Annotated in this window: 16 protein-coding genes; 11 read left to right on the forward strand and 5 right to left on the reverse strand. The window is 68.4% G+C overall.

What is annotated here, in order from left to right; genetic code table 11:
- Nucleotides 1-120: 120 nt before the first annotated feature.
- Genes PSR88_RS32830 through PSR88_RS32840 form a run of 3 tightly spaced genes read right to left on the reverse strand, consistent with a single transcriptional unit; the run spans nucleotide 121 to nucleotide 2,710 of the window.
- Nucleotides 121-594: an NUDIX domain-containing protein gene (locus PSR88_RS32830; RefSeq protein ID WP_342338706.1), complete on the reverse strand. Its 474-nt coding sequence runs from the start codon at nucleotides 592-594 to the stop codon at nucleotides 121-123.
- A gap of 8 nt (nucleotides 595-602) precedes the next feature.
- A complete protein-coding gene (locus PSR88_RS32835; RefSeq protein ID WP_342338707.1) occupies nucleotides 603-1,667 on the reverse strand; it encodes an iron-siderophore ABC transporter substrate-binding protein in 1,065 nt (354 codons plus the stop codon).
- Nucleotides 1,668-1,702: 35 nt separating this feature from the next.
- The gene (locus PSR88_RS32840) at nucleotides 1,703-2,710 is read right to left on the reverse strand and encodes an ABC transporter substrate-binding protein (protein ID WP_011598345.1); all 1,008 of its coding nucleotides are present in this window, start codon (nucleotides 2,708-2,710) and stop codon (nucleotides 1,703-1,705) included.
- Between the two features lie 302 nt (nucleotides 2,711-3,012).
- Here PSR88_RS32840 and ctaD point away from each other — a divergent pair, with 302 nt between their 5' ends.
- From ctaD to PSR88_RS32855, 3 genes are all read left to right on the forward strand, one after another.
- The gene (gene ctaD, locus PSR88_RS32845; protein WP_011598346.1) at nucleotides 3,013-4,803 is read left to right on the forward strand and encodes a cytochrome c oxidase subunit I; all 1,791 of its coding nucleotides are present in this window, start codon (nucleotides 3,013-3,015) and stop codon (nucleotides 4,801-4,803) included.
- Nucleotides 4,804-4,907: 104 nt separating this feature from the next.
- Complete coding sequence (gene serB, locus PSR88_RS32850) at nucleotides 4,908-6,128, forward strand: phosphoserine phosphatase SerB (RefSeq protein ID WP_011598347.1); 1,221 nt, start codon at nucleotides 4,908-4,910, stop codon at nucleotides 6,126-6,128.
- A complete protein-coding gene (locus PSR88_RS32855; RefSeq protein ID WP_011598348.1) occupies nucleotides 6,125-6,904 on the forward strand; it encodes an aminoacyl-tRNA hydrolase in 780 nt (259 codons plus the stop codon). Before serB ends, PSR88_RS32855 begins: the two co-directional genes overlap by 4 nt.
- A 645-nt stretch (nucleotides 6,905-7,549) precedes the next feature.
- Here PSR88_RS32855 and glgX read toward each other — a convergent pair.
- Entirely contained in the window at nucleotides 7,550-9,697 is a 2,148-nt protein-coding gene (gene glgX / locus PSR88_RS32860) for a glycogen debranching protein GlgX (protein WP_016883120.1), read from the reverse strand.
- A 50-nt stretch (nucleotides 9,698-9,747) separates the two neighbouring features.
- Between glgX and PSR88_RS32865 the strand changes: the two genes are divergently transcribed.
- From PSR88_RS32865 to PSR88_RS32890, 6 genes are all read left to right on the forward strand, one after another.
- Nucleotides 9,748-10,572, forward strand: a complete 825-nt coding sequence (locus tag PSR88_RS32865) for an ABC transporter ATP-binding protein (RefSeq protein WP_009479645.1) — start codon at nucleotides 9,748-9,750, stop codon at nucleotides 10,570-10,572.
- Between the two features lie 65 nt (nucleotides 10,573-10,637).
- Nucleotides 10,638-11,480, forward strand: coding sequence for an NUDIX hydrolase (locus tag PSR88_RS32870; protein WP_016883119.1), 843 nt, complete (start codon nucleotides 10,638-10,640; stop codon nucleotides 11,478-11,480).
- 57 nt (nucleotides 11,481-11,537) lie between these two features.
- Nucleotides 11,538-12,317: an enoyl-CoA hydratase/isomerase family protein gene (locus PSR88_RS32875; protein ID WP_011598351.1), complete on the forward strand. Its 780-nt coding sequence runs from the start codon at nucleotides 11,538-11,540 to the stop codon at nucleotides 12,315-12,317.
- A gap of 55 nt (nucleotides 12,318-12,372) precedes the next feature.
- Nucleotides 12,373-13,344, forward strand: coding sequence for a class I SAM-dependent methyltransferase (locus PSR88_RS32880; RefSeq protein WP_007296833.1), 972 nt, complete (start codon nucleotides 12,373-12,375; stop codon nucleotides 13,342-13,344).
- 1 nt (nucleotide 13,345) lies between these two features.
- Nucleotides 13,346-14,503 (forward strand): THUMP-like domain-containing protein, encoded by a 1,158-nt coding sequence (locus PSR88_RS32885; protein ID WP_011598352.1) that lies wholly within the window; start codon nucleotides 13,346-13,348, stop codon nucleotides 14,501-14,503.
- Nucleotides 14,504-14,620: 117 nt separating this feature from the next.
- Entirely contained in the window at nucleotides 14,621-16,249 is a 1,629-nt protein-coding gene (locus tag PSR88_RS32890) for a transposase (RefSeq protein WP_342338712.1), read from the forward strand.
- A gap of 110 nt (nucleotides 16,250-16,359) precedes the next feature.
- Here PSR88_RS32890 and PSR88_RS32895 read toward each other — a convergent pair whose 3' ends face one another.
- On the reverse strand, nucleotides 16,360-17,667 hold the full coding sequence (locus PSR88_RS32895) for a PQQ-binding-like beta-propeller repeat protein (RefSeq protein ID WP_011598353.1): 1,308 nt from the start codon (nucleotides 17,665-17,667) through the stop codon (nucleotides 16,360-16,362).
- A gap of 139 nt (nucleotides 17,668-17,806) precedes the next feature.
- Between PSR88_RS32895 and PSR88_RS32900 the strand changes: the two genes are divergently transcribed.
- Nucleotides 17,807-18,550 carry an acyltransferase gene (locus PSR88_RS32900; protein ID WP_009479650.1) on the forward strand — a complete coding sequence of 248 codons (744 nt, stop codon included), beginning with the start codon at nucleotides 17,807-17,809 and terminating at the stop codon, nucleotides 18,548-18,550.
- Between the two features lie 25 nt (nucleotides 18,551-18,575).
- Nucleotides 18,576-18,833, forward strand: a complete 258-nt coding sequence (locus tag PSR88_RS32905; protein WP_016883118.1) for a DUF3253 domain-containing protein — start codon at nucleotides 18,576-18,578, stop codon at nucleotides 18,831-18,833.
- The last annotated feature ends 1 nt before the right edge of the window (nucleotide 18,834 follow it).

An 18,834-nucleotide genomic window follows, 5' to 3' on the forward strand; every position in this document is an offset into this window, starting at 1 on the left:
GCGACCCGCTCGCGCTTCTAGAGCGACCCGCTCGCGACTTCTAGAGCCGGCCCAGGCCTGTCGCCCGATGTCACACCTGTTCAGTTCGACTGCACCGGTGTGACATCGGGCGAACTGCGTTCAGCGGCGGAACCACGCCTCGGGCTCGTCCTGCAGGGCCTTGTCGAGCCGCAGTCGCGACGACGAGGTGAGATCCGGCGGCAGTTCGTCGGGGGAGAACCAGGCGACGTCGTGGTTCTCGTCGTCCGACACCGTTGCATGCCCGCCGACGTACCGCGCGAGGAAGCACACGTCCAGATACTGCGCGACGTCGCCGTTGGGGTAGGTGATCGGGTCGGTGACGTCGACGCTCGTGATCCGGACCAGTTCCGCGAGCACGCCGGTTTCTTCGCGTACCTCACGCAGCGCCGCGGGTCCGGGTTCCTCCCCGGGTTCGAGGATGCCGGACACGACGGCCCATTTGCCGTTGTCGACGCGCCGGGTCAGCAGCACCCGGCCGTCGGCGTCGCGCACCACGACACTGACCCCGGACAGCCACAGCGGCGCAGTGCCGACGTGGCCGCGCAGGGCGGTGACGAACTCGGGGACAGGCACCGGGCCTCCTAGCCGACGTAGCCGTTCAGCGTGTTCCGCAGGTCGGTGAGCATCGCGCGCGCGGCGACGACACCGTTTCCGCCCCACACGTCACCCTCCACAGCGAAGACCCGCTTGTCGGAGGCCGCCTCGAGGTCTTCCCATGCCTCACCGGACATGACGTCCTCCGCGTGCGCGGTGCCCTCCTCGCCGTCCAGGACGGCGTAGATGAGGTCGCCCTCGGCCTGGTCGATGTCGGATTCGGTGATCGGTTCGGTGACTGCGCCGTCGAGGTTCTGATAGGCGGGCCGCCGCACTCCGGCGTCGGTGAGCACCTGGCCGGCGAACGTGGCCGGACCCTCGACCTCCATGCTGTCGGCGTCGAATCGGACGACGGACGCCTGTGTCTGCGCGGCATCGATGCCGACGCCGAGCTGCGTGGCGTCCTGCTGGTACTGCTCGAGTGCGGCCGTCGCCGCGTCGGCCCGGCCCAGGGCGTTGCCGGCGAGAAGGAACTGGGCCTTCCAGTACACGGGGTCGGAGCCGACGAACACGGTGGGCGCGATGGGGGAGAGCGCGCCGTACAGCTGGTCGGACGCCGGACTCGATCCGAGGATCAGGTCCGGGTCCGCCTGCGCGATCTTGTTCACATCCGGGGCGTCGACGGATCCGACGCTCGGGATCTCGGAGATGCCCGTGCCGAGGTAGCCGGGCTGAGGCGAGTCCCCGTCGACGGTCGCCGCGCCGACCACGTTTTTCCACAGACCGAGTGCGCACACCGCGTCCAGTGCGGCGCTGTCGAGTACCACGATCCGCTGCGGATCGGACGGAACTTCGCTCTCGCCCTTCGTGTGGACCACCCGGTGCGTCGAGCCGGCCGCGAGTGCGGCGTCGACCGGGGCCGGCTCGGCGCAGGCGGTCGTGGTGTCCCGCTCGATGCCGACCACACCGGCTCCGGCGATCTGCGTGGTGGTCCGGACGATGGACGCTGCGGGATCGTCGTCGGACGGTTGAGAGCAGCCGGCGACTGCGAGCACAGCGACGGCGACGAGACCGGTGGACGCGCGGCGGGCGGAAAACCTACGAGGGGACAATTCGGCGACTTCCTGTGTGTGCGGGCGCGTTCAGGTTAGCCGCTGTGCTTGTCCACCCCGAACGTGTCCGACAGGTCGTCGAGGATGAGGTGCGCACCCTGGATGCTGACCGGCGACATCCAGCGGGCGTCGTCGACGTCGACCTTGCGTCCCTTCAGCGTCTGCCACAGCGGGCTCTCCAGGAACGGCTTCGCCGCTTCGGCGCTCTTGCCGGCCGGGTCCTGCCAGGTGCTGACGAAGATGGCGTCGCCCTCCGCCTCGCTGATCAGCTCGGGGCTGATGGCTTGCATGATGTTGTCGGGGTCGGCCGGATCGGGGCCCTGGCTCTGCGGACGAGCGAGCCCGGCGTCCGAGAGCACGATCCCGCTGAACGAGGTCGTGCGGTAGAGGCGTGCCGTCGGCTCGCCCGCGAACCGCACGACCGAGATCACCGGATTCGACGCCGTGTCGTTGATCTCCGCGCCGACGGCCGCGGCCCGCTCCTCGTAGGCGCCGATCTTCTGCTCCGCGAGTTCTTCCTTGCCCAGTGCCTTGCCGACGAGACGGATGTTGTCCTTCCACGTGGGCCCGGTCGTCTCGGTGAAGATGGTCGGCGCGATCGCGGATAGTTGCTCATAGTTCTTTCCGTCGCGCACCTCGGCGGAGATGATCAGGTCGGGTTGCAGCGCGGCGATCTGCTCGAGGCTCGCGGTGCTGACCTTGCCCACCGACTCGGCTTCCGCCGCGAACTCGTTCCGCGAGGAGCCGAGGTAGTCGGGGAGGCCGGGTTCGCGGTAGTCGACGTATCCGACGAGTGGCGCCTCGAGGAGGAGGACGGCGTCGGTGAAACTGTTGTCGAGTGCCACGATGCGCTGCGGTGCGGCCGGGATCTCGGTGCTGCCGCGAAAGTGGTCGACGGTGCGGGGGAACTGCCCGGTCGACGACGTGGTGCCGGACGCGGCGGGGGAGTCGTCGCCGCTGGAGCATGACGTGATCGAGAAAGTGGCTGCAGCGGCGAGTGCGACCGCGCCGGCGACTACCCGGCGTCGGGAGAGAACGTTCACATGGAGCTCCTGATCGAAAGTTAGGTGAGCGAAACCTTAGCACCGGGGTTCCGCGTGTCGGAGCCTCCGTGGATCCGCATCGACCGGTCACGTGCGACACGCCGGACCGCGTGACAGTGAGCACTCCCCGGCGCGACAAACCGCAGGTCGCATCCGCCACAATTTGCTCTGAGTCCGGGTAAGTACGACAGTGGGTAGGACCCAGTCGGAGGCCGCTCAGGGCACGGTCTACGATTCGATGAGCGCAAGCCAGAGACCGTTCGCCTCGCAGCCCGGGGACGGACGCGCATTCAGGAGGATCAGTGACTGCCGTAGCGCCCCAGCCAGTCCCCGCGATAGCTGCAGCCAGGCCTTACCCGCCGCGGCAGGGACCCAAGGGCTCGTTCATCTTCAAAATGATTACGACCACCGACCCCAAGGTGCTCGGAATCATGTACTTGACGACCTCGATCGCGTTCTTCCTCATCGGTGGTCTCATGGCCCTGATGATGCGCGCCGAGCTCGCTGTGCCCGGTATGCAGTTCTTGTCGAACGAGCAGTTCAACCAGCTGTTCACGATGCACGGCACGATCATGCTGCTGCTGTACGCGACGCCGATCGTGTTCGGGTTCGCCAACTACATCCTGCCGCTGCAGATCGGTGCCCCCGACGTGGCGTTCCCGCGACTCAACGCGTTCAGCTACTGGCTGTACGTGTTCGGCGCGATCATCACCACCGCAGGCTTCATCACCCCCGGCGGTGCCGCGGACTTCGGCTGGACCGCCTACACGCCCCTGACGAGTGCACTGCACTCCCCGGGCGTCGGCGCCGACCTCTGGGTCATGGGCCTCGCGGTCGCCGGCCTCGGCACCATCCTCGGTGGTGTCAACATGATCACCACCGTCATCTGCCTGCGTGCCCCCGGCATGACCATGTTCCGCATGCCGATCTTCACGTGGAACATCTTCATCACCAGCATCCTGATTCTGCTGGCGTTCCCTCTGCTGACCGCTGCATTCATGGGCCTGTTCGTGGACCGTCACCTCGGTGGCCACATCTTCGACCCGGCCACCGGCGGTGTGCTGCTGTGGCAGCACTTGTTCTGGTTCTTCGGCCACCCCGAGGTGTACATCATCGCGCTGCCGTTCTTCGGCATCGTCTCGGAGATCTTCCCGGTCTTCAGCCGTAAGCCCGTGTTCGGATACAGCGGCCTGGTCTACGCGACCCTGGCGATCGCCGCGCTCTCCATCGCGGTGTGGGCGCACCACATGTACGCCACCGGCGCCGTGCTGCTCCCGTACTTCTCGTTCATGACGTTCCTGATCGCCGTTCCTACGGGTGTGAAGATCTTCAACTGGATCGGAACCATGTGGAAGGGGCAGTTGACGTTCGAATCGCCGATGCTGTTCTCCATCGGCTTCCTGATCACGTTCCTCTTCGGTGGTCTGTCCGGCGTCATCCTCGCGAGCCCGCCGCTGGACTTCCACGTCACGGACACCTACTTCGTGGTCGCTCACTTCCACTACGTGGTCTTCGGCACCGTCGTGTTCGCCACGTACGCGGGCATCTACTTCTGGTTCCCGAAGATGACCGGACGCATGATGGACGAGCGTCTCGGCAAGTGGCACTTCTGGACCACGTTCATCGGCTTCCACGGCACGTTCCTCGTCCAGCACTGGCTGGGTAACGAAGGTATGCCGCGTCGTTACGCCGACTACCTGCCCTCGGACGGCTTCACATTCCTGAACACCTTCTCGACGATCTTCGCGTTCGTCCTCGGTGCCTCGACGCTGCCGTTCATCTGGAACGTCTTCAAGAGCTACCGGTACGGCGAAGTCGTGACCGTCGACGACCCGTGGGGTTACGGCAACTCCCTCGAGTGGGCCACCAGCTGCCCGCCGCCGCGGCACAACTTCACCGAACTGCCGCGCATCCGCTCCGAGCGTCCCGCGTTCGAGCTGCACTACCCGCACATGGTCGAGCGGATGAAGGCCGAGGCGCACGTCGGACCGGGCCACGGTGGCAAGCACGCCAGCACCGTGCTCGAGAAGGAACGCCACGAGCCGCTGACCGTCGGCGACGAAGGCGACCCCGGAACCGACACCGGCCGCTGACACATCAGTTTCGGAAAGGCCCCGCCCCCACACCGGGCGGGGCCTTTCAGTTGGCACAATGGGTGCCGGACAAGCCGCGCGAGCAACATGATCGGAGTACATCGGTGGGTGCAGCTGACACCACTGTTCTGGTGACCGTGACGGGCCCCGACCGACCCGGCGTCACCTCGGTGCTCTTCGGGTCGCTCTCCCGCCACGACGTGAGCCTTCTCGACGTGGAGCAGGTGGTGATTCGTGGGCGTCTGACCCTCGGTGTCCTGGTGGCCTGCCCCGAGAACGGGGAAGCGCTGCAGGAGGAACTCGAAGAGGCGATGGCCACCGTCGGGATGTCTGTGGACGTCGAGATCGGTGCCGATCCCGGCAGGCAGTCGCTGTCCACCCACGCCGTGGTCGTGCTCGGTAGTCCGGTGTCGGCTCGCGCACTGCGTTCGGTGGCGCGGGAGATGGCGACCCTCGGGGTCAACATCGACTCGATCCGCGGTGTCGCCGACTACCCGGTGACGGGCCTCGAACTTCTCGTGAGCGCTCCCGGCTCGGCGGAGGCGGACAAGAGTCTGCGCACCGTACTGGCAGAAGTGGCCGTGCGCGAGAACGTCGACATCGCCGTCGAGCGCGGGGGACTGGCCCGGCGCGCCAAACGGCTCATCGTGTTCGACGTCGACTCGACCCTCGTCCAGGGCGAGGTCATCGAGATGCTCGCCGCCCGGGCGGGCGTCGAGGACGAGGTCCGCGCCGTCACCGAAGCGGCGATGCGCGGCGAAATCGACTTCACCGAATCCCTGCATCAGCGGGTCGCAACGCTCGCCGGCCTCGACGCCTCCGTGATCGACGACGTCGCGGAAAACCTGGAACTGACACCGGGTGCCCGCACCACCATCCGGACGCTGCGCAGGCTCGGCTTCCACTGCGGCGTGGTGTCCGGCGGTTTCCGGCAGGTCATCGAGGGCCTGGCCCACGAACTGGAATTGGACTTCGTGCAGGCCAACACGCTGGAGATCGTGGACGGCAAGCTCACCGGCCGGGTGATCGGCGACATCGTGGACCGGGCCGCGAAGGCGACCGCACTGCGCAAGTTCGCCGCTCAGGTCGGGGTCCCGATGGAGCAGACGGTGGCGGTCGGCGACGGCGCCAACGACATCGACATGCTCAACGCGGCCGGACTGGGAATCGCGTTCAACGCCAAGCCCGCTCTGCGGGAGGTCGCGGACACCGCTCTGTCGCACCCCTTCCTCGACGCGGTGCTGTTCATCCTGGGGGTCACCCGAGACGAGGTCGAGGCCGCCGACGCGGTGGACGGCGTGGTGCGGCGCGTCCCGCTGTCGTGACGGAATCGCGCCGCGACGCGGCCGCCGGGGAGACCCGTGACGACGCCCTGTGGGCGGCGCGTCACGCCGTCCTCGCGGCCGGATACGGCGGCCGGCCGGATCCGGACGACCCGGCGCAGGTTCTCGCCATGCCGATCGTGCTGCACATTCCGAAGGCCGACCCCCCGCCGCGTAGTGCTCTGCTCGAGGCTGCGGCGGCCGCGGCGGTGGCGTTGTGCCTCGACTCTCGCGTCGGCCCCGACGAGACGGGCGCGCCCGGACCGTGGCAGGAGGATTACCGCGCCTGGATCGGGTCCCGGATCCGCAAGGTGTCGCGGCGTGCGCGGGGAGCGGGGTGGCGTGCGGCGCAGGAGGTCGACGGGATCACCGTCGACGTCGACGGTGCGCAGGCCCGCGCACTCGTGCCCGTCGCCGTCGGCGCACTCGACCCCCGCATCCGGAAGTTGCAGATCGGCGGCACCGATCTCGAACACGACGACCCCGGGGAGATCCCGGGCGGGATTCCGGTGCTGTGGATCAACTCCGCCCTGGACATGACGGTGGGGAAGGCCGCGGCGCAGGTCGGTCACGCGTCGATGCTGCTCGCCGGTGCGATGACCACGGAGCAGGCACGCGCGTGGGCGGCCACCGGCTACCGCTGCGCAGTGCGGGATGCCGACGTCGGACTGTGGGAAGAGCTGACCATCGAGGTGGTGCGGGGCAGGGCGGTCGCGGTGCGCGACGCCGGTTTCACCGAGGTGGCTCCCGGATCGATGACCGTGATCGCCTGCCCCTGAGCGTCGACGCCTCGTCGGTCCAGTGCCTGCGTGGTGGCTATGGGATGCGGCAGGTTTTCCCGGAACACTGACGGTCATGCTCGCTCGACGCCTGATCGCACTGTTCGCCGGACTGTGGCTGTACGGCTTCTCGATGGCCATGATGATCACCGCCGGTCTCGGCCTCGACCCCTGGGATGTGTTCCATCAGGGGGTCGCGGATCGCACGCCACTCAGTTTCGGTGTGGTGACCGCGCTGACCGGTGTCGTGGTACTCGCACTCTGGATCCCGATCCGTCAGAAACCGGGATTCGGCACGATCGCCAATGTCGTGGTCATCGCCGTCTCGGTGGACACGTCGCTCGCGTTCCTCGAACCCGCCGACTCCCTTTTCGTGCGGATCGTGGTGATGCTCGGTGGCGTGGTCCTCAACGCGCTCGCCACCGTGCTGTACATCGGTGCGGGGATGGGCCCCGGACCGAGGGACGGTCTCATGACCGGTCTGGTCGCGCGGACCGGGCTGTCGGTGCGTGTGATCCGCACGTCGATCGAGGTGACCGTGCTGGCCACCGGCTGGTTGCTCGGCGGCACCGTCGGGGTGGGCACCGTCGTCTACGCGCTGGGCATCGGCCCGCTCATCCAGCTGATGATGCGCTTCGGCGGCATCTACCCGACCGCACGGAAGACGAGCAGCGTCGGACCGGACAGTGCGATCGCGGAGTCTCCCGAGATGGGGCCGCCTGGCGCGGGTGCGCCGTCGGGCGATGTCGAGTCGAATTCGGCGAGCACTGTCCCGTAGAACCATTCGGGGCAGCCCAAAGTAATTACGGCGGGTCCGCCCGAGTGGAAGACGAGAAGCCAACTGTCGTCGGTGAGCTGGCGCCCGTCCTCGGTGTGGGAGCGGATGTCGGATCCGTCGATCCACGCCTGGAGAGTGCGCCTGGAGTCGTCGTACCACGCGGGGTCGTCCATCTCGGCGCCGTCGGCGCCGAACCACACGAGGTCGGGATGGCCGGTGGGTGTGCGCCTGCCTTCGAAGAATTCCGGCTGGCGCAGGGCAGGGGAGGCGCGACGGAGGTCGAGGGCGCGGGTGACGAACGCGGTGAGAGTCGTGTCCCCGGTGCTCCAGTCGAGCGGCCAGGAGTCTTCACGCGGGGTGTCCTCGGGGACGCAGTACGCGTTGTTGTTGCCGCCGAGGGTGTGACCGAATTCGTCGCCGGCGGTGAACATCGGCGTGCCGGTCGACAGCGCGAGCGTGGCCAGGAGCGCGCGGACGTGCCGGGACCGCGTCTCGATGATCGACGGATCGTCGGTGGGGCCTTCGACGCCGTGGTCGACGGAGTCGTTGTGATCGGCGCCGTCCCGGTTGTCCTCGCCGTTGGCCTCGTTGTGTTTACGGACATACGACACGAGGTCCGCGGCGGTGAACCCGTCATGCGCAGTCACGAAATTGACGGACGCCCACGGCCGCCGGTTTCCGAACAGATCCTCGGAACCCGCCACCCGGGAGGCGAGATCGCGCACCCCGGTGCCGCCGTTCCAGAAACGTCGAACGGTATTGCGGTACTTGTCGTTCCATTCCGACCACTGGACGCCGAAGTGCCCGACCCGGTATCCGTCCGACGTGGCATCCCACGGTTCGGCGATCAGTTTGCACCGGGAGAGAACGGGATCCGCCGTGATCGCGGAGAAGATCGAAGCGCGGGAATCGAATCGGCCGCCACCGGGCCGGCCGAGAGCGGACGCGAGGTCGAACCGGAAGCCGTCGACCCCCATCTCGTGCGCCCAGTAGCGCAGGCTGTCGCCGATCATCCGGACGACGACGGGCGACTGTGCGTCGACGGTGTTCCCGCAACCGGTGATATCGATGTCGCGACCGTCGGAGTCGAGGAGGTAGTAGCCGGGGGCGTCGAGGCCGCGCCAGCTGAGGCTGATGCCGTCGACACCCTGTTCGCAAGTGTGGTTGTACACCACGTCGAGGATGACCTCGATCCCCGCGGCGTGCAGAGCGTCGACCATCGTGTGGAATTCGGTGATCTCCTCACCGGGCACCACCGCATAGCCCGGGTGGGGGGCGAAGAACGCCGCGGTGGAGTACCCCCAGTGGTTGCGCATGCCCCGCGAGCGGACGGTGGCCTCGGAGACGTACGCCTGGACGGGAAGCAGTTCGACCGCGGTTACGCCGAGGCGGACGAGATGGCCGACGACGGCGGGTTCGGCGAGACCCAGATACGTTCCGCGGTACTGCGGAGGCACGTCGGGCTGCCGCGCGGTGAACGATCCCACGTGAAGTTCGTAGACAACGGTTTCCTCCCACGGCCTTTCGATCCGCGGTCCGCTCGTGCGGGCGTGGTCGGCCGTGACCACCGACAGCGGTGTGTGGCCCAGGCTGTCGACGCGTGACGGGCCGCCGAACGGGTCGCCGTCGTGGGAGACGAGTGCGTCGTGGTCGCCGAGTTTTCCCGTGATGCGGGTCGCCCACGGATCCAGAAGCAGCTTGGCGGGGTTGAGGCGCACGCCGCGTGCGGGGTCCCAGCGTCCGTGCGTGCGGTAGCCGTAGCGCTGTCCCGCGCCGACGCCCTCGACGATGCCGTGCCAGATGCCGTACGTCCGCTGGACCAGATCGATCCGCATCTCGTCGCCGTCCCCGGAAATCAGGCACACCTGTACCAGTTCGGCGTCGGGAGCGTGAACAGCGAACTGCGTTCCGGTGCCACGCACTTTCGCTCCCAGGGGAAACGGTGATCCGGGCAGCCGCAGACTCGGCGGGAGCGACGACATCTCGCCGGGGTGCGAATCGATGTGAGGCGACACGCAAGTGATCCTGCCGTGAATGCTCGGAAGATGTGCGGGAAGATGGGTGCGTGCATGAACCTGATCCTGATCTCCTCATCGAATTCGACGACGTTCTCCTCCGCCGCGGGGGCAACACTCTGGTGGGCCCGGTCACCTGGAAGGTGGAACTCGACGAACGATGGGTCGTCCTCGGACCGAATGGGGCAGGAAAGACGTCGTTGCTCCGGATCGCGGCCGCCGAACTGCATCCCACGAGCGGAAGCGCCTACCTTCTCGGCGAACGGCTCGGCCGCGTCGACATCAACGAACTGCGACCGCGGATCGGACTGTCCTCCTCGGCGCTCGCCAACCGGGTGCCGTCCGAGGAGATCGTGACCGATCTCGTCGTCTCCGCCGGCTACGCGGTGCTCGGGCGCTGGCGTGAGCGCTACGACGACATGGACACCGACCGTGCCGTCGAGATGCTCGAGAGCCTCGGCGCCGAGCACCTCGCGAAGCGCACGTACGGCACCCTGTCCGAGGGGGAGCGCAAACGCGTCCTCATCGCCCGTGCGCTGATGACCGACCCGGAACTGCTGCTGCTCGACGAGCCCGCCGCCGGTCTCGATCTCGGCGGGCGCGAGGAACTCGTCGCGCGCCTCACCGACCTCGCCGCCGACCCCGACGCCCCCGCGACGGTCCTCATCACCCACCACGTCGAGGAGATCCCGCCGGGATTTACTCATGCACTGCTCCTCAAGGAGGGGGAGGTGGTCTCGCAGGGGCTCCTGGATCAGGTCATCACGGCCGAGAACCTCAGCGAGGCGTTCAGCCAGTCCATCAGCCTCGACAAGGTCGACGGCCGCTTCTTCGCGCGGCGGACCCGCGTCCCCGGCGCGCACCGGCGGGGCTGAGGACCGGCGGTCACTCCGGGGGACCGACTGCGACCCGCGTCACCCGGCGGCGTAGGTTCCGAGACATGGTCTCGAAGCAAGAGCAGGCGCCCCGCGACAGTACCGACGTGGCACCCAAGGACGCGTCCACGGTCATCCTCATCCGTGACGCCGCGGCAGACGCCGCGGCGCCCGGCATCGAGGTGTTCCTCCTCCGCCGGGTGAAGGGGATGGCGTTCGCCGGCGGCATGACCGTGTTCCCCGGTGGCGGCGTCGACCCGTCGGACGCCGACGCCGAGGTCGACTGGGCGGGACCGTCCGTCGACTGGTGGGCCGCGCGGTTCTCCACCGACGCTGCGCGCGCGAAGGCACTCGTGTGTGCGGCGGTGCGCGAGACGTTCGAGGAATGCGGCGTGCTCCTCGCGGGACCGAGCGCGGACACGGTCGTGGCGGACACGTCCCGTTACGCGCAGTCCCGCACACAACTCGAGAAGCGCGAACTGTCGTTCAGCGACTTCCTGAAGCGCGAGAACCTCGTCCTGCGCGCCGACCTGCTGCGCCCATGGGCCAACTGGATCACCCCGGTCGGCGAGGGCCGCCGCTACGACACGCGGTTCTTCGTGGCCGCCGCACCGCACGGCCAGATCGCGGACGGTGCGACGTCCGAGGCCGAGGAGGTGCGGTGGCAGAGTCCGGCTGCGGCGCTCGCGCACTGGCAGGGCGGCGGAAGCATCCTGCTGCCGCCGACGTGGAGTCAGCTCACGGCGCTCAGCGCGTTCGGCTCGGTCGCGGAGGTGCTGGCCGCGGAGCCGGAGATCCCGGTGATCCTGCCGACCCTGATCACGGACGAGGAGCAACTCCGCGTGGAGTTCCCGGGGCAGGACAGCTACTACGAAGCCGGTCCGCACCCGTGGGCGTCCCGCGACTGATCGGGATGCGGCGGGCCGCGAAACCGGGTCGGAGGCAGACAAGTAGCCTTTTGCCTCATGGCTGAGTTTGTCACTCTCGAGGTATCCGAAGGCATCGGCACGATCCGGCTCGCGCGCCCCCCGATGAACGCCCTGAACCGTCAGGTTCAGCAGGAGTTGCGGGCAGCGGCGCGGGCGGCGACCGTCGACGCCGACGTGAAGGCCGTCATCGTCTACGGCGGCGAGAAGGTCTTCGCTGCGGGCGCGGACGTGAAGGAAATGTCCGAGATGACCTTCGGGCAGATGTCCGACGTGATCGGCGACCTGCAGTCGGATCTCGCGGCGGTCTCCGAGATCCCGAAGCCCACCGTCGCCGCCATCGCGGGGTACGCGCTCGGCGGCGGCCTGGAGGTCGCGCTGTCGGCGGACCGACGTATCGCGGGCGACAACGCCAAGCTCGGTGTGCCGGAGATCCTGCTCGGCGTCATTCCCGGCGGTGGCGGCACCCAGCGTCTGGCCCGGCTGATCGGACCGTCCAAGGCCAAGGATCTGCTGTTCACGGGCCGGTTCGTCGACGCCGAGGAGGCCCTCGCGATCGGGCTGGTCGACGAGGTCGTGGCGCCGGACGACGTGTACGAGGCTGCCCGTCGGTGGGCGTCGCAGTTCACGAAGGGTGCGGGCCGTGCCCTGGCCGCGGCGAAGGCCGCCGTCGACCGTGGGCTGGACGTCGACCTCACGACCGGGCTCGCGGTGGAGCGTCAGCTGTTCACCTCACTGTTCGCCACCCAGGACCGCAAGATCGGGATGGAATCGTTCATCGAGAACGGCCCAGGTAAGGCTCAGTTCACGGGCGAGTAGTCTGGAGCCCGAAACTAGAACCTGTTCACTCTTACCAGCGAGTAGGATTTGCCGCATGACTGCAAGCGCCCATGACGACCCAGCTCCTCATCCGCACGCCACCGCCGAAGAGGTAGAGGCCGCGCTGAAGGACACCAAACTCGCCCAGGTGCTCTACCACGACTGGGAAGCCGAGACGTACGACGAGAAGTGGTCGATCTCGTACGACGAACGGTGCATCGACTACGCGCGCGGACGTTTCGACGCCGTCGCGGGCGATCAGCCGCTGCCCTACGAGCGGGCGCTCGAACTGGGCTGCGGCACCGGATTCTTCCTCCTCAATCTCATGCAGGGTGGAGTCGCGAAGACCGGTTCGGTCACCGATCTGTCGCCCGGCATGGTGAAGGTCGCCCTCCGCAACGCCGAGGGCCTGGGATTGTCCGTCGACGGCCGCGTCGCCGACGCCGAAACCATCCCGTACGAGGACGACACGTTCGACCTCGTCGTGGGACACGCTGTCCTTCATCACATCCCGGACGTGGAGCAGTCGCTGCGCGAGGTCCTGCGCGTCCTGAAGCCGGGTGGGCGTTTCGTCTTCGCCGGTGAGCCGACCACGATCGGCAACTTCTACGCCCGCTGGCTGGGTCGCGCGACGTGGGAGGTCACCACCCGGGTCACCAAGTTGCCGTTCCTCGCCGACTGGCGTCGCCCGCAGGCGGAACTGGACGAGTCCTCCCGCGCGGCCGCGCTCGAGGCCGTCGTCGACCTCCACACGTTCGATCCGAGCGACCTCGAGAAGATCGCGAAGTCGGCAGGCGCCGAGCAGGTTCACGCCGCCACCGAGGAATTCGCCGCCGCCTTGCTCGGGTGGCCCGTCCGTACGTTCGAGGCTGCTGTCCCCCCGGAGAAGCTGGGCTGGGGCTGGGGGCGTTTCGCGTTCACCGGATGGAAGACCCTCAGCTGGGTCGACGAGAAGGTGCTCCGGCACGTGGTGCCGCGGGGATTCTTCTACAACGTCATGATCACCGGCGTGAAGCCCGGCAACTGAATTGGGTTATGCGTTCACTGCCGGGGACGTCGAGTTCCTGCAGAGCCCGGACGGGGCAGCCGCTCTCGCGGAAGTGGACCGCTTCGCACTGACCACGTCTACGCGCCTGGCCGACATCGGCCGGGCGCGTGCGCGTTTCGGCTTACACGTGGCGTTGCTGGTGGAGACCGTGCTGTTGCGGCGGAAGGCGGTCGCCAAACTTCCCGGCACCGAAAACTGGTTATTCACCGACGACGCCCTGCAACAGGCGACACCGCGTGCGGTCGCCGCGCATCGTGCGATCCGGTTGAGGGACCGGGACGTCCACGACGTCACGTGCTCCATCGGTGCCGAACTGGACGCGGTGGTCGGGACGGCCGCGACGGTGATCGGAAGCGACCTCGACCCGGTCCGGCTCCTGATGGCGCAGCACAACGTGCCCGGAGCGGCCGTTGTCCGCGCCGACGCGCTCGTCCCGTGCACCCGCGGCACCGTCGTGCTCGCGGACCCGGCGCGACGGTCCGGCGGCAGGCGAACACACGACCCGGCCGCGCTGGAACCGCCGCTGCCGGATCTGATCGACGCGTACCGCGGACGGGATCTCGCGGTGAAGTGCGCTCCCGGACTCGATTTCGACCGACTCGGCTGGGACGGCGAGGTGGAGGTGGTGTCGCTCGACGGCGGCGTGCGGGAGGCGTGCCTGTGGTCGCCGGGACTGTCCGGAGCCGGTGTCACCCGGCGGGCGAGCGTCCTCGGCTCCGACGGCACCGCGTGGACGGTGACGGACGCCGAGGACGACGACATCCCCGAACGCGCACCGGGGGAATGGATCGTCGACCCGGACGGGGCTGTCGTGCGTGCGGGCCTGGTGCGGCACTACGCGGCCCGGCACGGACTGTGGCAGCTGGATCCCCGGATCGCCTATCTCACCGGCGATTCGGTTCCGGACGGTGTGCGGGGCTTCCGCATTCTCGAGCAGGTGAAGTATTCGGAGAAGTCGCTGCGGCAGGAGCTGGCGCGTCACGACTGCGGTGTGGCGGAAATCCTCGTGCGCGGCGTCGACGTCGATCCCGCGGTCCTGCGTCCGAAGCTGAAGTTGCGCGGAAGTCGTTCGCTCAGTGTGGTGATCACGCGGATCGGCCGTGCAGGCGTCGCGTTCATCTGCGCTTCGCGCCCGTGAGTACTTGTCAACCGCCGGGGGGCTGTTTCGAAATCCCGGGACGGAGCGCCCGCGTGGCACCATTCCCTGACCTTGGGTTTCCTGAATAATGTGTTGGTGGCCAAGGGATATCGACCGGTGAATCGTGACCAGCAGTTTCTGCTGCCTCCGGACATGCGGGAGTGGGTGCCGCCCACGCATCCGGTGTGGACGGTGATCGAGATCGTCGACACCCATCTCGACACCAGTGCCTTTCATGACTCTCGCCGCACCGGAGGCGCCGGGCGGGCCGGGTACGACCCGGACATGCTGGTGACCCTGCTGGTGTGGTCGTGGTCGCGGGGGATGCGGTCCTCCCGGCAGATCGAGCGGGCCTGCTCGGAGGTGGTGTCCTACCGGGTGATCTGTGCCGGCGATGCCCCCGATCACGTGACGATCTCGCGGTTCCGCAAGGACAACCACACCGCCTGCGAGGACCTGTTCACACAGGTACTGATGCTGGCCGCACGGTTGGGTCTGGGCCGGCTCGAGACGATCGCGTTGGACGGGGTGAAGATCGCCTCGAACGCATCGAAGGACGCCAACCGCACCGAGGACGGGCTCCGTCGGGCGGCCGAGGCGGAGGCCGCGCGGATCGCCGCGGCCGCGGCGGCCGCGCACGCCGCCGGTGACGCCGCCGAGGACGACCTCTACGGCGAGGACGATCCGGGCCCGGGGCAGGTGCCGGCGGAGTTGGCCGATCCCACGACCCGCTCGGCACGCATCGCCGAGGCGTTGGCACAGCTCGACGCGCAGAAGCAGGCCGAACAGTCCGAGCGGGACGGGAAGGCACAGGACTACCTGGCCCGGCTCGACGCGGGTGAGACGGTGATGGGCCGGGTGCCGGTCGGGGCCGAGGTCGCCGCCGCCGAGCGGCGTCTGGCCGAGGCGGTCGCCGCCCAGCAGTCGGTGATCGAGCGGTTCCGGGGGCGCACCGCGTCAGGGGGCGGGGGCGGGTTCGTTCCGAAACCGGTCGACGAGCACCACCTGGTGCGGCGTCGGCGCGCCGAACTCGACACCGCCCTGCGCAAGGAGGGTGAGCGCACCGCTGCCGCCGGGCAGCGTCGCCGCAACATCACCGACCCCGATTCGCGGTTGCAGCCGCTGCGCGGCGGCGGGTGGCTGCAGGGCTACAACTGCCAGGCCTTCACCAGTGCGGACGGGTTGATCCTGGCCACCGGAGTCGGGACCGGCCCGGTCGACTACGACTATTTCCCCGAGATGGTCGACAAGGCAGGCAAGGCCGCGCAGCTGATCGACACCTCCCGCCGCGACACGAACCCGGTCGGCGCGGACCCTGCCCGCCCGGCCCCGGCCCCGGCCCCGGAGGAGTTGATCGGGGTGATGCTCTTCGACGCCGGCTACTGCTCCCGCGCCAATCTCACCTCGCCGGGCCCGGACCGGTTGATCGCCACCGGCAAATCCCATCACCTCGAGGCTGCCGCCGCCGCTGATCCGGTCACCGGACCGCCACCGCCGCAATCGGATCCGATCCAGGCCATGACCCGCCGGCTGCGCACCGAGGCCGGCATCGCCACCTACCGCAAACGCTCACCCATCGCCGAAACCGTGTTCGGGCACGCCAAACACAACCTCGGATTCCGCCGCTTCACCAGCCGCGGACTCGACCGCGCCCGCAGCGAATGGGCGTTCCACGCCGCAGTGCACAACCTGGGCAAGATCCTCACCCACCTGACCGCAGGCACCCCGCTCCCGGCCACCTCATGACCAGGCGGGGACACCCCCGCCCGCACCGGCACCCGCCAAGTCACGAGAGAACCAAACCACCCTCACTCAATTCCGCAACAGCCCCCCGGACGTTGACAAGTACTCACGGGTCAGCGGAGGACGAACAGCTCCCCGAGCAGTGTCGGCGTCAGGACTTCACCCTTCGGCCCGACGGACGTGCCGACCGTGAAGCCTTTCGCGCCGGGCAGGGTCTCCTGGTCGAGAGTTTCGCCGGTCCCGGTGTCGAACGTGAGCATCGCCAGCCCGTCCGTACCCTCGCGGACCACCGCGTAACCGGTCGACCCGGCTGTCTGCGCCGGGACGCCCAGCTGCAGCAGATCCTTCCGCTCCCAGACCAGTTCGGCGTGATCGCCCTTGTCCTGCAACGCCAGGAGGTGGCCGTCGAGTCCGCCCGCGGGGATGATCAGGCCGTCCGCGGACGTCGACGGGCTGCCGGCGGCGGCGTACCCGATGTCGTAGCTCCACTTCGGATCACCCGTCGCGGAATCGATCGCCCACAACGTGCCCCAGTTGTCGTTGGTGTAGACGACGGAGCCGTCGGCCGACAGGTCGGGGCTGGACGCGCTACCGCCCGGCAGCGCATCGCTGGACCACTCCTGGGTGATGGCGGGGTTGTCGCCGCCGGAGTACTTCATCGAGACGAGTTCCGCCGCGGGAGCGCCGGGCGCGAAGAACGTGAAGTAGAACTTGCCCGACTCGAGGTCGATGGCCGGCATATTGGCCACCGGGCAGTCGGGTGCGCCGAAGAAGCAGCCGCTGAGGCCCTTGTCGTCGGGCAGGATGTCGACGTTCGCGCCCTCGGCGACGGACGGCGGTGGGACGAGATCGTACGGTGCCACGACTTTCTGGCCGGTCTGCGTGTCCACGACGTTGATCTGGCCGAGCTGGGTGATGAAGAGGAGATTGCCGTCGCCGGTGAACTGTGCCGACAGCGGCGTCCCGACCACCGGTGTGCGCCAACGCAGCTGGCCGTACTCGTTGAACGAGTTGATGGCGCCGTTCTCGCCCACGTACACGTTGGCGGCGCCGTCGACGATCGGCGTGGACGCCACGACACCCGGCGCGAGCTGGCGGCACCAGCGTTTGCGGCCGCTGTCCATCTGGTAGGAGAAGAGGTTGCAGCCCTTCTCGGTGCGGGCCGTGATGAAGATCTGGCCGCTGGCGGCCACGGATGCGTAATTCGCCACCGGACCGCCCAGCGGGCGCGACCAGGCGAAGGAGAGGTCGCGGGAACCGGTGACGGGGCTGGTGTCGCTGTTGCGGGCGTCGGCGTGCATGCCGGGCCACCCGCCCGCGGAGAAGATGTCGTCGACCTGCGTTCCGCTGCTGCAGCCGCTGAGGACGACAGTCGAGATCGTCGCCAGCGCCAGTACTGACGAACGTAGGACCCGCCGCATTACTTCTCCTCGTCTTCGATAACGCTCGGCCCAGAGACTATCCCGCCGAGGCTGCGCCGATCGGCACACCCCGATGCGGGTGTCGGAGTCCGGACACACCCGCACGAGGGCGCGAGCCGTGAACGTAGGCTGACAGGCTATGACGAGCATGTGGGGCGCACCGTTGCGTACGAGGTGGCGAGGATCCCGGCGGAGCGACAGCGAGCAGGCCCGCTTCCTGACACGCGACTCGCTGCGCTGGGTGCTGGCGAACAAGGCGTACACGCCGTGGTACCTGGTGCGGTACTACCGGCTCGCGAAGTTCAAGCTGGCCAACCCGCACGTGATCCTGCGCGGCATGGTGTTCCTCGGCAAGCGGGTGGAGATCCATTCGACCCCGGACCTGTCGCGGCTCGAGATCGGCCGCTGGGTACACATCGGCGACGGCAATGCGATCCGCTGCCACGAGGGTTCGCTGCGCATCGGCGACAAGGTGGTCTTCGGCAAGGACAACGTCGTCAACACGTACCTCGACATCGAGATCGGCGCGTCGACGCTCGTGGCGGACTGGTGTTACATCACCGACTTCGATCACCGCATGGACGACGTGAACGTCCCGATCAAGGATCAGGGCATCGTGAAGGGCCCGGTCCGCATCGGACCCGACACGTGGGTGGCGGCCAAGGTCACGGTCCTGCGCAATACGCGGGTGGGGCGAGGCTGTGTCCTCGGCGCGCATGCCGTCGTGAAGGGTGACATCCCGGACTTCAGCATCGCCGTCGGTTCGCCGGCCAAGGCCGTGAAGAACCGCAAGGCCGAGTGGGAGGCGGGCGCGTCCGAACGCGCGAAGTACATCGCCGCCCTCGAGGACATCGCCCGGAAGAAGGCGGCGCAGGAGAACTGACCGCCGCGGTGGCATAGTCGGCGTCATGACCGTGTCGGACAGGGAACTCGAGGAGTGCATCCGGGCGCTCCTCGATGCCCGGGCCGACAGCGCGAGCATCTGCCCGTCGGACGTCGCGCGCGCCGTCGCCCCGGACGACTGGCGGCCCCTGATGGAACCGGTGCGGGAGGCCGCCGGGCGCCTGGCCGATACCGGGGAGGTCGAGGTCACCCAGAAAGGTGCCGTGGTGGATCCGCGATCGGCACGGGGACCGATCCGGATCCGGTGGACCCGCACGGACTGAG

It is taken from the genome of Rhodococcus sp. DK176, assembly GCF_038447315.2.
GTDB classification, from domain to species: Bacteria; Actinomycetota; Actinomycetes; order Mycobacteriales; family Mycobacteriaceae; genus Rhodococcus_F; species Rhodococcus_F jostii_A.